At 60.9% G+C, this 14,066-nt stretch carries 16 protein-coding genes; all 16 read left to right on the top strand.

All coding sequences use genetic code 11. The features are described from left to right. Window positions 1–129 precede the first annotated feature (129 nt). The 16 genes from urtA (at window position 130) to A6U98_RS20025 (ending at window position 14,022) form a co-directional block, all read left to right on the top strand. On the top strand, window positions 130–1,422 hold the full coding sequence (gene urtA, locus A6U98_RS20100) for an urea ABC transporter substrate-binding protein (RefSeq protein ID WP_064652157.1): 1,293 nt from the start codon (window positions 130–132) through the stop codon (window positions 1,420–1,422). A 115-nt stretch (window positions 1,423–1,537) separates the two neighbouring features. Continuing rightward, complete coding sequence (gene urtB / locus A6U98_RS20095; RefSeq protein WP_064652156.1) at window positions 1,538–3,175, top strand: urea ABC transporter permease subunit UrtB; 1,638 nt, start codon at window positions 1,538–1,540, stop codon at window positions 3,173–3,175. Further along, a complete protein-coding gene (gene urtC, locus A6U98_RS20090) occupies window positions 3,172–4,335 on the top strand; it encodes an urea ABC transporter permease subunit UrtC (RefSeq protein WP_064652155.1) in 1,164 nt (387 codons plus the stop codon). Before urtB ends, urtC begins: the two co-directional genes overlap by 4 nt. 5 nt (window positions 4,336–4,340) lie before the next feature. After that, window positions 4,341–5,096, top strand: a complete 756-nt coding sequence (gene urtD, locus A6U98_RS20085) for an urea ABC transporter ATP-binding protein UrtD (RefSeq protein WP_026158829.1) — start codon at window positions 4,341–4,343, stop codon at window positions 5,094–5,096. Window positions 5,097–5,294: 198 nt separating this feature from the next. Further along, window positions 5,295–5,990 (top strand): urea ABC transporter ATP-binding subunit UrtE, encoded by a 696-nt coding sequence (urtE, locus tag A6U98_RS20080; RefSeq protein WP_003542323.1) that lies wholly within the window; start codon window positions 5,295–5,297, stop codon window positions 5,988–5,990. Window positions 5,991–6,141: 151 nt separating this feature from the next. Beyond that, window positions 6,142–6,963 (top strand): urease accessory protein UreD, encoded by an 822-nt coding sequence (locus tag A6U98_RS20075; protein ID WP_064652297.1) that lies wholly within the window; start codon window positions 6,142–6,144, stop codon window positions 6,961–6,963. 33 nt (window positions 6,964–6,996) lie between these two features. After that, on the top strand, window positions 6,997–7,299 hold the full coding sequence (locus A6U98_RS20070; RefSeq protein ID WP_003561955.1) for an urease subunit gamma: 303 nt from the start codon (window positions 6,997–6,999) through the stop codon (window positions 7,297–7,299). Between the two features lie 10 nt (window positions 7,300–7,309). Next, the gene (locus tag A6U98_RS20065) at window positions 7,310–7,561 is read left to right on the top strand and encodes a DUF1272 domain-containing protein (RefSeq protein WP_064652154.1); all 252 of its coding nucleotides are present in this window, start codon (window positions 7,310–7,312) and stop codon (window positions 7,559–7,561) included. Between the two features lie 10 nt (window positions 7,562–7,571). After that, window positions 7,572–7,877, top strand: a complete 306-nt coding sequence (locus A6U98_RS20060) for an urease subunit beta (protein ID WP_064652153.1) — start codon at window positions 7,572–7,574, stop codon at window positions 7,875–7,877. A 22-nt stretch (window positions 7,878–7,899) separates the two neighbouring features. Further along, a complete protein-coding gene (locus tag A6U98_RS20055) occupies window positions 7,900–8,307 on the top strand; it encodes a lysozyme inhibitor LprI family protein (RefSeq protein WP_064652152.1) in 408 nt (135 codons plus the stop codon). A 16-nt stretch (window positions 8,308–8,323) separates the two neighbouring features. Continuing rightward, on the top strand, window positions 8,324–8,947 hold the full coding sequence (locus tag A6U98_RS20050) for a hypothetical protein (protein WP_064652151.1): 624 nt from the start codon (window positions 8,324–8,326) through the stop codon (window positions 8,945–8,947). Between the two features lie 3 nt (window positions 8,948–8,950). Next, a complete protein-coding gene (gene ureC, locus A6U98_RS20045; protein WP_018493805.1) occupies window positions 8,951–10,663 on the top strand; it encodes an urease subunit alpha in 1,713 nt (570 codons plus the stop codon). A 31-nt stretch (window positions 10,664–10,694) separates the two neighbouring features. Further along, the gene (locus tag A6U98_RS20040; RefSeq protein ID WP_064652150.1) at window positions 10,695–11,366 is read left to right on the top strand and encodes a TIGR02117 family protein; all 672 of its coding nucleotides are present in this window, start codon (window positions 10,695–10,697) and stop codon (window positions 11,364–11,366) included. A 331-nt stretch (window positions 11,367–11,697) separates the two neighbouring features. After that, complete coding sequence (locus A6U98_RS20035; RefSeq protein ID WP_064652149.1) at window positions 11,698–12,558, top strand: GGDEF domain-containing protein; 861 nt, start codon at window positions 11,698–11,700, stop codon at window positions 12,556–12,558. A 195-nt stretch (window positions 12,559–12,753) separates the two neighbouring features. Then, the gene (ureE, locus tag A6U98_RS20030; RefSeq protein WP_062942712.1) at window positions 12,754–13,344 is read left to right on the top strand and encodes an urease accessory protein UreE; all 591 of its coding nucleotides are present in this window, start codon (window positions 12,754–12,756) and stop codon (window positions 13,342–13,344) included. Window positions 13,345–13,350: 6 nt separating this feature from the next. Beyond that, complete coding sequence (locus A6U98_RS20025) at window positions 13,351–14,022, top strand: urease accessory protein UreF (protein WP_064652148.1); 672 nt, start codon at window positions 13,351–13,353, stop codon at window positions 14,020–14,022. Window positions 14,023–14,066: the final 44 nt, after the last annotated feature.

Genomic DNA, 14,066 nt, shown 5'->3' with positions numbered 1-14,066 from the left:
CTGTTTGCCCCCCGCGCCTACGTCAATCGACGTATGTGTTTTCGCGCTGCAGCACCCGATAGTTCTTTAAGCAACAGTTAATCTCCGTTTCCGGTCTGTTGCGGAACAAGAAGAGGGGAGTTCAACCAGATGAATCTCAAATCCACTATTACGGGCGCAGCGCTCGGCGCCGTCATGGCGGCGTCGGCCGCCTTCGGCGGTGCAGTTGCCGCCGATGACACGATCAAGGTCGGCATTCTGCACTCGCTCTCCGGCACCATGGCCATCTCCGAGACCACGCTCAAGGACGCCATGCTGATGCTCATCGACGAGCAGAACAAGAAGGGCGGCCTTCTCGGCAAGAAGCTCGAGGCTGTCGTCGTCGATCCGGCTTCCGACTGGCCGCTGTTTGCCGAAAAGGCACGTGAGCTGATCCAGAAGGACAAGGTTGCCGCCGTCTTCGGTTGCTGGACGTCCTCGTCGCGCAAGTCCGTTCTGCCGGTTTTCGAAGAGACCAACTCGATCCTCTTCTATCCGGTCCAGTATGAAGGCGAAGAGTCCTCGCGCAACATCTTCTACACTGGTGCTGCTCCGAACCAGCAGGCCATTCCTGCTGTCGACTACCTGATGGAAAAAGAAGGCGTCAAGCGCTTCGTTCTCGAAGGTACGGACTACGTTTATCCGCGCACGACCAACAAGATTCTCGAGGCATACCTGATTTCGAAGGGTATTCCGAAAGAAGACATCATGACCAACTACACGCCGTTCGGCTTCTCCGACTGGCAGACCGAAGTTTCCAAGATCAAGGAATTCGGTTCGGCTGGCAAGAAGACCGCTGTGGTCTCCACTATCAACGGCGATGCCAACGTTCCGTTCTACAAGGAACTGGGCAACAAGGGCATCAAGGCAACCGACATCCCCGTCGTCGCCTTCTCGGTTGGCGAAGAAGAGCTTGCCGGCCTAGACACCAAGCCGCTCGTCGGCCATCTCGCTGCCTGGAACTACTTCGAATCGGTCGAAAGCTCGGCCAACAAGAAGTTCATCAAGGACTGGCACGCTTTCACCAAGAACGATAAGCGCGTGACAAACGACCCGATGGAAGCTGCTTATATCGGCTTCAACGCATGGGTTAAGGCCGTCCAGGCTGCCGGCACGACCGATACCGACAAGGTTCTCGACACCATCATTGGCGTCAGCGTTCCGAACCTCTCCGGCGGCTATGCGACCGTCATGCCGAACCACCACATCACCAAGCCGGTGCTGATCGGTGAAATCCAGGCCGACGGCCAGTTCGAAATCGTCCAGCAGACACCTGCCGTCGTCGGCGACGAATGGTCAGATTACCTGCCTGACTCCAAGGACCTGATCTCTGATTGGCGTAAGCCGATGTCCTGCGGCAACTTCAACGTTGCTACGGGCAAGTGCGGTGGCAAGGGTTCCTGAGTACGACCTCGATCCGATGATTGCCTGAAGGCTTCCGTCCGGGTTTGATCCCGGGCGGAAGCTCCGTCCCAGCGATTGCGCCGCGAGGCCAACACTATCAAGGGCGAGAAAGCCGATGTATCGCGCCATAAAGATTTTCCTCATCACGGTTTGCCTGGCATTTTCGAGCCTGACATTTTCGGGCGTGATGATCTCGAGCGAAGTCCAGGCCCAGGACGATATCCACGTGCTCATCGATGCGCTCGGTGTCGGCGATTTCCCGGAACGCGAAGTGGCCATCAAGGCGCTGGTCGCTTCCAAGGACCAGCATGTCAGCCAGATCCTGCAGCAGCTGAGCGACGGCCTTCTCTACGTCAATTCCGATGGCGGCCCAGTTCTCCTCCAGGGCGGTACCGATGACGAACCGACCTATTCCGATCCGATCACCGGCGAAGCCGCCGCCGATGTCGATCCGGATCTGATGACGAAGGTCAAGATCAACAACGCGCTTCGCGGCGTCATCAGCGCTGCCACCAGCCAGTTGACGCTGATGAGCCCGGACCGTTCCGCGCGGCTTGCTGCGGCGCAGGGCCTACTGAAAGATGCCGATCCCGCCAATCTCGACCTGCTGAACACAGCGCTTGCGGCCGAAAAGGACGCTGAGATCAAGAATACGATGGAAGCGGCGCGCGCAGTGCTGCTGCTCAAGACGGATGCGAGCGTCGAAGACAAGAAGGCTGCGATCGATACGATCGCGGCGCGCGGCAATCGCGATGCGTTGACCATCCTCACGACCACACTCGAAACCGCGCCCGACGACCTGAAGCCGGCGATCCAGGCGGATATCAGCTCCATCAATCGCAGCCTGGCGCTGTGGGATATCGTCCAGAACATCTGGTACGGATTGTCTCTCGGCTCGGTACTGCTGCTTGCCGCGATCGGCCTTGCCATCACCTTCGGCGTCATGGGCGTCATCAACATGGCGCATGGCGAAATGGTGATGATCGGCGCCTACACCACCTATGTGGTGCAGGAATACATTACCTCCGCCTTTCCTGAACTTGCCGATTATTCGCTGGCCTTTGCCGTGCCTGCGGCCTTCGTCTTTACCGGCTTCGTCGGTCTGGTGATCGAGCGCGCCGTCATCCGCTATCTCTACGGCCGGCCGCTCGAAACGCTGCTCGCCACCTGGGGCGTGTCGCTCATCCTGCAGCAGGCGGTGCGCAGCACCTTCGGCCCGACCAACCGCGAGGTCCGCAATCCGACCTGGATGTCCGGCGTCTTCGATCTCGGCGGGCTCTCCATCACCTGGAACCGACTGTGGATCATCGTCTTTTCGATGGTGGTCTTTGTGGCGCTGCTCCTGCTGCTCAAGCGGTCCGCCTTCGGCCTGCAGATGCGTGCCGTTACGCAGAACCGGCGCATGGCGTCGTCGATGGGCATCCGCACCGGCTGGGTCGATGCCTTCACCTTCGCGCTCGGCTCGGGCATTGCCGGCATCGCCGGCGTGGCGCTCAGCCAGATCGACAATGTCTCGCCGAACCTCGGTCAATCCTACATCATCGACAGCTTCATGGTCGTCGTCTTCGGCGGTGTCGGCAATCTCTGGGGTACGCTGGTCGGCGCTCTGTCGCTCGGCGTCGTCAACAAGTTCCTCGAGCCCTTCGCCGGTGCCGTGCTCGGCAAGATCCTGGTGCTCGTCCTCATCATTCTCTTCATCCAGAAGCGTCCCCGCGGGCTCTTCGCACTCAAAGGAAGGGCGGTGGAAGCATGATAACGGCCTTCCTTCTCCGATCACTCGATCGCAAGATCGTCATTGCCATCGCCCTCCTGCTTCTGGTCGCCGTCCTTGTGCCGGTCCTGAACCTGATGACGGGGCCGACCAATCCGCTGCATGTGCCGACTTATATCATGTCGCTGTTCGGCAAATATCTGACCTATGCGCTGCTGGCGCTGGCGCTTGATCTCGTCTGGGGCTTCTGCGGCATCCTCTCCCTCGGCCACGGTGCCTTCTTTGCGCTCGGCGGCTATGCGATGGGCATGTATCTGATGCGCCAGATCGGTACGCGCGGCAGCTATGGAGACCCTGTTCTGCCCGATTTCATGGTGTTCCTGAACTGGAAGGATCTGCCCTGGTTCTGGTACGGCTTCAACCATTTCTGGTTTGCGGCGCTGATGGTGCTCGTCGTGCCCGGCCTGCTCGCCTTCGTCTTCGGCTGGTTTGCCTTCCGCTCACGCGTCAACGGCGTCTATCTCTCGATCATCACCCAGGCCATGACCTACGCGCTGCTGTTGGCCTTCTTCCGTAACGACATGGGCTTCGGCGGCAATAACGGCCTTACCGATTTCAAGGACATTATCGGTTTCAACGTCCAGGCTGACGGCACGCGTGCAGTCCTCTTTGCCGCAACTGCAATCTTCCTTGCTCTATCGCTGCTGCTCGCTTCGGCGATCGTGCGCTCGAAGTTCGGCAAGGTGCTGGTCGGCGTGCGCGATGCGGAAAGCCGCACGCGCTTCCTCGGTTACCGCGTCGAGCACTTCAAGCTCTTCACCTTCGTCGTCTCGGCGATGATGGCTGGTATTGCCGGTGCGCTCTACGTGCCGCAGGTCGGCATTATCAATCCCGGCGAATTCGCGCCTGCCAATTCGATCGAAGTCGTCATCTGGACGGCGGTAGGCGGGCGGGCGACGCTGATCGGCCCGATCATCGGCGCGATCCTCGTCAACGGCGGCAAGACGATCTTCACCGGCCTCTTCCCGGAGTTCTGGCTGTTTGCACTCGGCGGTCTCTTCGTTGCCGTCACGCTGTTCCTGCCCAAGGGTGTCGTCGGCACGATTGCGCAATATCTCGGCAAGCGGAAGGTCGTCTCCAAGGCGGCACCACCGGCGGCTGAGGAAGACGGTATCGAGCCGAAAATCCAGGCAGCGGAGTGAGCGCCATGATCCCCGACGTCAAACCCACCAGCGTGCTTTATCTGAACGGTGTCTCGGTTTCCTTCGATGGCTTCAAGGCGCTGAATTCGCTGTCGATCGTCATCGAACCCGGCGAGCTTCGCGCCATCATCGGCCCGAACGGCGCCGGCAAGACGACGATGATGGATATCATCACCGGCAAGACCAGGCCCGATGAGGGCGAGGTTTTCTTCAACGGCACGATCGATCTTACCAAGAAGGACGAGGCCGATATCGCCCAGCTCGGCATCGGCCGCAAGTTCCAGAAGCCGACGGTCTTCGAAAGCCATACGGTGTGGGACAATCTGGAGCTGGCGCTGAACCGTCGTCGCGGCGTGTTCTCGACGCTGTTCTACCGGCTTTCGGGCGAGGACAAGGCGCGCATCGAGGAGATCCTCGAAACGGTGCGGCTGACGCATCGCCGCGACGAATTCGCCGCCAATCTCTCGCACGGGCAGAAGCAATGGCTGGAGATCGGCATGCTGCTGGCGCAGGAGCCGAAGCTCCTGCTCGTCGACGAACCGGTGGCCGGCATGACCGATGCGGAGACGGCGGAAACTGCGATCCTGCTCAAGGATATCGCCAAAACCCGGTCTGTCGTCGTCGTCGAACATGACATGGGCTTCATCCGAGACCTCGGCGTCAAGGTGACCTGCCTTGCAGAAGGCTCGGTGCTGGCCGAAGGGTCGATCGATTTCGTCAGCTCCGATCCGAAGGTGATCGAGAACTATCTGGGGCGGTGAGCGTCGTGTTTGCCGGATGCCCCTCACCCTAACCCTCTCCCCGTAAACGGGGCGAGGGGACGTGCCATGCGAGAGGTGGACGAGGGACGGACAGGTCGCGGCATATTCCCTTCTCCCCGCAAGCGGGGAGAAGGTGGCGGCAGCCGGATGAGGGGCAGCGGCCTGCTCCTGCAGCAGTTTGAATGTAAAGGGAAACCGATGCTGACAGTCGAAAACGCAAACCTCCACTACGGCGCCGCTCAGGCGCTGCGAGGCATCTCGATCAAGGCCGAGATGGGCAAGATCACCTGCGTGCTGGGGCGTAACGGCGTGGGGAAGAGTTCTCTTCTGCGCGCCGTTACCGGCCAGCATCCGCTGTCGGCCGGCACCGTCACCTTCAACGATACCAAGCTCAACGGCCTGCCGCCCTTTGCCCGCGCCAAGCAGGGCATCGGCTATGTGCCGCAGGGGCGCGAAATCTTCCCGCTACTGACAGTCAAGGAAAATCTCGAAACCGGCTTTGCTCCGCTTGGCCGCCGCGACCGCAACATCCCCGATGACATCTTCAGTCTCTTCCCGGTGCTGAAGTCGATGTTGTCACGTCGCGGCGGCGATCTTTCCGGCGGGCAGCAGCAGCAATTGGCGATCGGGCGCGCCATGGTGACGCGGCCGAGGATTCTCGTGCTCGACGAGCCGACTGAGGGCATTCAGCCATCGATCATCAAGGATATCGGCCGGGCGATCCGCTATCTGCGCGACTCCACAGGCATGGCGATCCTGCTCGTCGAACAATATCTCGATTTCTGCCGAGAGCTTGCCGACTATGTCTACATCATGGATCGCGGCGAGATCGTCCATGAAGGGCTTGCTGAAACGCTGGACACCCCGGAGGCCCGCCGCCACCTGACTGTCTGACCGGCAGATGCCGCATTTTGCAGCAGAGGACGCGGCGCCTGGAAAACCTTCCACCGCCGCCAAGGGTCTGCTCGGGGCGGCATAGGAATTGCTTGCTTTCCGCTATCTGCGCGCTTGAATGAAAACCAGGGGCGCGACCGAAAGGGACGATATGACGATCGCGGCGGCAGGCACGAGACCGCAAAGAGCGGAAGGGCGCGGGCATCTGGCGGCAAAGCTGTTTGATGGCCGCACGCGCATCCGTGAACTCTATCAGGAAGGGGCCGCGAAGATCCGCTTGCCCGATACCTTCGATGCCTCCATGGAAGCCGTCATCATCAATACTGCTGGCGGTTTGACAGGCGGTGACCGCATGTCCTGGAGCGTTGTTGCCGGTGCCGGTACGCGCATCGACGTCACCACCCAGGCCTGCGAGAAGATCTACAAGGCTTCGGCCGGCACGGCAGAGGTTTCGACCAGCATCGAGGTCGGCGCCGGCGCCCGCGTCGACTGGCTGCCGCAGGAGACGATCCTTTTCGACCGCGCCTCGCTGTCGCGCCGGTTGGATGTCGATCTCGATGAGAATGCCGAATTTCTGGCTGTCGAAGCCGTGCTACTCGGCCGCAAGGCGATGGGTGAGACGGTGGTATCAGGGCTGTTCCGCGACCGCTGGCGCATCCGCCGCTCGGGTCAACTGATCCACGCCGAAGAACTCAGACTTTCCGAAGGTGTGGCGGCGCTGGCGGCGCGACAGGCGGTACTCGGGGGACAGGTGGCCTTTGCGACGCTGCTTTATGCCGGGCCGCTTTCCGAAGCCTATCTTGGCAAAGTCCGGCCGCTCGTCGAAGGATCGATGGGCGGTGCGAGCGCTTGGAATGGCAAACTCGTCGTCCGCCTTGCCGCAGCCGACGGCTTCTCACTCAGAAAAATCCTGATCCCCGTCATTTCCGCCTTGCGCAATGGTGCGCCTGTGCCGAAAGTCTGGAATCTCTGAACTTAAGCATTCGGTCAAGCAGATGGACAAGCGATGAACCTCACTCCGAGAGAAAAAGACAAGCTGTTGATTTCCATGGCGGCGATGGTGGCGCGGCGGCGGTTGGAGCGCGGCGTCAAGCTGAACTATCCCGAAGCGATCGCGCTGATCAGCGACTTCGTCGTCGAAGGCGCCCGCGATGGTCGCCCGGTTGCCGAGCTGATGGAAGCCGGCGCCCATGTGATCGGCCGCGACCAGGTGATGGAGGGCATTGCCGAGATGATCCACGACGTGCAGGTGGAGGCGACGTTTCCTGATGGAACCAAGCTCGTCACCGTGCACGAGCCGATCCGGTGAGGAGATAGGAATGCTTGAGCTCAGGCCCAATTGCGAATGCTGCGACAAGGATCTGCCGCCTGGTAGCACTGAGGCAAGGATCTGCACCTATGAATGCACCTTCTGCGCCGATTGCGTGGACGGCGTGCTGGAGGGTGTCTGCCCGAACTGCGGCGGCAATCTCGTTGCGAGGCCTATTCGGCCGGCGGGGATGCTTGCCAAAAATCCGGCGTCGACGAAGCGTGTGCTGAAAGCCGAGGGCTGCGCGCCCAAGGCGGCTTAAGGAGGATGAGATGATTCCAGGTGAGATCATTGCCGCAAGCGGCGACATCGAACTGAATGCCGGCGCGTCGACGGTGACGCTGGAGGTTTCCAATACGGGTGATCGGCCGGTGCAGGTCGGCAGCCACTATCATTTCGCCGAGACCAATGCCGGGCTTTCCTTCGATCGCGCGGCGGCGCATGGCAAGCGGCTCGATATCCCGGCGGGGACGGCGGTGCGCTTCGAGCCGGGGCAGACGCGCTCGGTGACGCTGATCCCGCTTTCCGGCAAGCGCGAGGTTTACGGCTTCCGCCAGCTGGTGATGGGCAAGCTTTAAGAACAATAATCTGGAGGAATGCATGCGCTTGAATATCTGCCTCGTCGGGGCGGCGATGCTGCTGACGGCAGGTGCTGCCTTAGCTGAGGATATCGATTGCAACAGTCCCAAGACGCAATCGGACATGACTGCCTGCGAGGCGGGGCGCCATGAGGCCGCCGACAAGGCTTTGAATGCGCAATACAAGAAGACCCGCGCTGTGCTGGCAGCGATCGACAAGGACCTGGATGGCGACATGAAGGGTGCGGAGCAGGCGCTGGTCAAGGCGCAGCGCGCCTGGATCGACTATCGCGACGCCGAATGTGACGCCTTCGGCTTTCAGGCCCGCGGCGGCACGATGGAGCCGATGCTGGTCGCCGGATGTCTCGCCAACATTACGGACAAACGCACCAAAGAGCTGAAAGAGCTCGAAGATACGATGAGCAACTAGGGTGATAAGGAAGATCATGATCGTCGGCAATGGCGAAGTCGGAGAGGGGATAGCAGGCATCATCGATGCCGCCGATTTCGTCATCCGCTTCAATGATTGCCGCTCCTATGGGGCCGGCGGCAGCCGCACGGATGCCGTTGCGGTCTGCAATACCGGCAGGCCGGCAAAGGCGATGCTCGGTTCGCGTGAGTGGCGCGCCCATCCGGGCGTCGTGTCGGCCGGCGAAATCTGGAGCGTGCGCGACCCGGAAAAATTCGCCGCGATGCGGGCGTCGCTTGCCGTCTCGCATCCGGAACTCGACGATTTCTGCGACGACTATACCGATGAGTTCAGCGGCTTCTGCGCCAACACCGGCAAGACGCACGTCGTCATCGGCAAGTCGATCCACGATGCCGTCGACGCGTCGCTTTCGGCCTTTGATCCGCAGTCATATGTCGTGCCGAGCAGTGGCATGATCGTCATTGCCGAGGTGCTGAATACACATGCCGATGCCGAGGTGGTACTTGCCGGCTTCGGTCACGCCGGCTGGGAATGGCACCCATTTGCGGCCGAACGACAGCTTGTCGATAGTTATATTGCCGCCGGCCGCCTCATGCGGCTTGGCGGAGAAACACCTGTATCTTCCTCCCAAGGAGCCTGATGGATGCCCTACAAGATCTCGCGCGCCGCCTATGCCGGCATGTTCGGACCGACCACCGGAGACAAGGTGCGCCTTGCCGATACGGAGCTTTTCATCGAGATCGAGAAGGATTTCACCACCTATGGCGAGGAGGTGAAGTTCGGCGGCGGCAAGGTGATCCGCGACGGCATGGGCCAAAGCCAGGTGACGCGGGCCGATGGCGCGGTCGATACGGTCATCACCAATGCGGTGATCGTCGATCATTCAGGCATCTACAAAGCCGATATCGGCCTCAAGGATGGGCGCATCGTCGCGATCGGCAAGGCCGGTAATCCCGACATGCAGCCGGGTGTCAACATCATCGTCGGCCCGGGCACGGAGGCGATCGCCGCCGAAGGCAAGATCGTCACCGCTGGCGGCATGGACAGCCATATCCATTTCATCGCGCCGCAGCAGATCGAGGAAGCGCTGATGAGCGGCATGACCTGCATGCTCGGCGGCGGCACCGGTCCTGCACACGGCACGCTTGCCACTACCTGCACGCCCGGCCCCTGGCATCTCGCGCGTATGATCGAAGCGGCCGACGCCTTTCCGATGAACCTCGCCTTTGCCGGCAAGGGCAATGCCTCGCTGCCAGGGGCGCTGACCGAAATGGTGCTGGCCGGCGCCACCTCGCTGAAGCTGCACGAGGATTGGGGCACGACACCTGGCGCGATCGACTGCTGCTTGTCGGTTGCCGACGAATACGACGTGCAGGTGATGATCCACACCGATACGCTGAACGAAAGCGGCTTCGTCGAGGATACGATCGGGGCGATCAAGGGCCGCACCATCCATGCCTTCCACACGGAAGGGGCGGGCGGCGGGCATGCGCCTGACATCATCAAGATCTGCGGCCAGCCAAACGTCATCCCGTCGTCGACCAATCCGACGCGTCCCTATACGGTCAATACCATTGCCGAGCATCTCGACATGCTGATGGTCTGCCACCATCTGTCGCCGTCGATCCCCGAAGATATCGCCTTTGCCGAAAGCCGGATCCGCAAGGAGACGATCGCCGCCGAAGACATCCTGCACGATATCGGCGCCTTCTCGATCATCTCGTCCGACAGCCAGGCCATGGGCCGCGTCGGCGAGGTGGCGATCCGCACCTGGCAGACCGCCGACAAGATGAAGCGCCAGCGCGGCCGGCTGAAGGAGGAAAAGGGCGACAACGACAATTTCCGCGTCCGCCGTTATATCGCCAAATATACGATCAACCCGGCGATCGCCCATGGTCTCAGCCGTGAGATCGGCTCGGTCGAAGTCGGCAAGCGAGCCGACCTCGTGTTGTGGAATCCGGCCTTCTTCGGCGTGAAGCCCGATATGGTGCTGCTCGGGGGCTCGATCGCGGCCGCCCCGATGGGCGATCCGAACGCCTCGATCCCGACGCCGCAGCCGGTGCACTACCGGCCGATGTTTGCCTCCTATGGCAAGAGCCTCACCAATTCCTCCGTTACCTTCGTCAGCCAGGCCGCGCTCGATGCCGGCCTGAAGGGCCGGCTCGGCGTCGCCAAGGAACTGGTAGCGGTGAAGAATACGCGCGGCGGTATCTCCAAGGCGTCGATGATCCACAACGACCTGACACCCGAGATCGAGGTTGATCCGGAGACCTACGAGGTAAGGGCGAACGGTGAGCTGCTGACATGCGAGCCGGCGACGGTGCTGCCGATGGCGCAGCGCTATTTCCTGTTCTAGGCCCGCGTCCGATGCGTGATGGACGTCTGCGATGAGGACAGGCATCCGCTGGTTGTCGCGGATCGTATTCCTGCTTCTGCTTTCGGCGGCCTGCGGAACCTTCATTCCCCGGCCACTGATTGCCCCGGTCAAGGCGTCATCTGCGGCGGTGACGCATCGGATTCTGCTGCTGTCAGGCCCGATCCATACCGATATTGCCATTCCGCTCGACGCGGAAACGCGGGCTGCCTTTTCCTTCCTCGACAATACCGATTTTCCGCTCGGCCATCCGAACGCGGAGTGGCTCATTATCGGCTGGGGCGGTCGTGCCTTCTATCTGGAAACGCCCACATGGGCGGAGCTGAAGCCGCTGCCGGTGTTGCGCGCGCTGACGATCGACCGTTCGGTGCTGCATGTGGACCTTGCCGGTCCTATCACCGAGCCGCAGCCCACCGTTACGGCATTCAATGTCGGTGAGGATCAATTGGCGCAGCTGCGCGATTTTATCTCGGACAGCTTCGTCCGTGACGGGGGCGCGGTGGTGCCGATTCCGGATGCGGGTTACGGCGAGATCGACCGGTTCTTCGAGGCCAGGGGATACTTCAACGCCCTCTTCGGCTGCAACACCTGGACCGCCGCTGCCCTGCGCTCGGCTGGGCTTCGAACCGGCATATGGAACCCGCTCCCACAAGCATTGCGATTGTCTGTTTCTGTCTACAATTGAAGCAGCTGTCGGGCCAGTCCGCTCTTAAAGTGAATTGTGAATAGCGCTCTCCATATGGTTGTAAAAATCGGTGGAAAAACCGGTATTTTCTCCAGCTAAGCCATTCTGGAACAGCCACATCCAGAAGCTCAATAAATCCCTTTTATATCAATTGTTTATCTGTCTCTCCGCACTGTTCGATTCAGGGATTGGAAAGCTGCATCCCCTGCTAGAAAAATTCTGTCCACCGAAACGTCCAAAACCGTTCGAATTTTAACGAGTCAATTAAGACACCCGCAGCAATTGGGCTCTTATCAATGCCTGGAAACGCCGAGCAGGAAGGTTGATTCTCATGAGAAACTGGATTTCGCTGCAGGCCGATTTTGGCGATCTTCAATACCGCAGAAACGTCTATGTCTTTGCCCTGAAGATGGCTTTTCTTGCGGTTATTCTCTCAGGAGTCATTATCGCATTGACGATGCCGTCGCTCGATCTTCTCGGTCTTCTGCCGGTAACGCTCGCCCATGCAATCGGCTTCAGCGCGATCTTTTCCTGGCTGATCGGCGGTACCGTTTCCGGCATGCTGTCGCTGTTTGCCGGCTTTGCCATGCGCGACCTCGCTCTGTCGCGGGCGGAGTTCGAAAAGCTCAGCCGCACGGATACGCTTTCCGGGCTGCTCAACCGGCGCGCCTTTACCGAGGCGCTTGAGAATACCGATGGCAACGCGTCGCTGGTGATTTTTGACGTCGACCGTTTCAAGGCGATCAACGACCGCTTCGGCCATGGCTGCGGCGATGCTGTCATCATCGCCGTTTCGGCCATGCTCACATCCGCCTTCGATGAGATGTCCGTCGTCGCACGGCTGGGTGGAGAGGAGTTCGGCGTCATCGTCTCCGGCGAGCCGTTGGAGGCACGGATGGAGCGCATCGAAAGCGTCCGAGCCCGGATCGCCGGCGGCGCCATCAGGGCTGAGGGGCACGATATCCGCATCACCGTTTCCGGCGGCGTTGCCGATCTCGTCGCCGAACGCAACAAGCAGGCGGTCTATGCTTCCGCCGACCGGGCGCTCTATCTCGCCAAGGCGCTTGGGCGCAATCGCGTCGTACACGAACGGGAAGGTCTGCATCACGCCTGGCACGGGCTCGTCGATAACGGCGTCGATGGCGAGAACAGAGAACCAAGCGACAATGTGATGCAGGCTTACGGAATATAAAAGCCGGGCCTGGAGCATGATGCCGAAAAGTGTTTGCGGTTTTCGGACGACATCATGCTCTATTTTTTGATTTAGATGCGGATGATTTCAGGCCGAATTGGCCTGAAATCATCCGCATCTAGACGAAAGGCCATTGGTGCTTGCATCGGGAAGAGCTATTTTGCATGGTCGTCCTCTCAGCAAAACGGACATATCATGCAGCGCGTCACCTCCTATCTTCCCGCCGGAACCCCTTCCTCCCATCCGATCGCCCAGGTCAAGCTGCCGCATGATCTGCGCCATCTGCGCCGCAAGCTGCTGCATCTGGAAAATGGCGAGATGGTCATGCTCGATCTCAAGGATCCGGTGCTTTTCGCCAATGGCGACCTGTTGGTGCGCGACGACGGCGAACTGATCGAGATCCTCGCCGCCGACGAGAAGCTCTTCGAGGTTCGTGGACGCGACCGCACGCATCTCGTCGAGCTCGCCTGGCATCTCGGCAACCGGCATCTTGCGGCCCAGATCGAGGAAGACCGCATCGTCATCCTGCGCGATCATGTTATTCGCGCCATGCTGCAGGGCCTCGGCGCCGTCGTCCTCGAGATCGACGAGCCGTTCCAGCCGGCGCGCGGCGCCTATCATTCCCAAGGCGGGCATTCGCATGGGCATGATCACGATCACAACCATGACCACGGGCATGACCACGGGCATGATCACGGCCATGACCATGATCACGAACATGGCTACGAGCATGAGCATGAGCACCGCCACGATCGCGGGCATGATCATGACCACAAGCACGACTGAGCCTTGATGACCGGGGATCGCGAGCTGCAGGCATTGCTGCGCCTGACGGCATGGCTGTCACCAGCCTTTCCGATCGGCAGCTTTGCCTATTCGGGCGGGTTGGAGCGGGCGGTTGCCGACGGGCTCGTTGCGGACGCGGCCTCGCTTGCGTCCTGGATCGGCACGCTGGTCGGCAATGGTTCGGCCTGGAACGATGCGGTGCTTCTGGCCGAAAGCCACCGGCAACAGGCAGAACCCGCACGCCTTGCCGAAGTCGCTGCACTCGCCGAGGCGTTGGCCGGATCACGCGAGCGGTATCAGGAAACGATGTTGCTCGGCGAGGCTTTTCTCGCAGCGGCGCGGGCCTGGCCGGACGGGGTGTTCGAGCGGCTACCTGACAGGGTCGCTTATCCCATTGCGGTCGGCGCGGTGACGGGCGCCCATGGTATAAGGCCGGAGAAGGCGCTCGCCGCCTTCCTGCATGCCTATGTCTCACAAGCGGTTTCATCCGGCATCCGCCTCGGTGTCGCCGGGCAAAGGGATGGCCTCGCCGTTCTTGCCGGTCTGGAAGACCATATCGCGGAGGTGGCCCGGCGGGCGGCGGCCTCGACGCTTGACGATCTGGGTTCGGCGACGGTGCAGGCCGAAATTGCCAGCCTCCGCCACGAGACGCAGGCGACGCGGCTGTTCCGCTCGTGATTGTCCGAAATATCGTTGCGGCGAGAGCAATTCCTGCATAAGTG

This window comes from Rhizobium sp. WYCCWR10014 (genome assembly GCF_001657485.1).
GTDB lineage: Bacteria > Pseudomonadota > Alphaproteobacteria > Rhizobiales > Rhizobiaceae > Rhizobium.
Note: the sequence above shows the minus strand (reverse complement) of the source record. Positions and strands in the feature narration are given on the sequence as shown.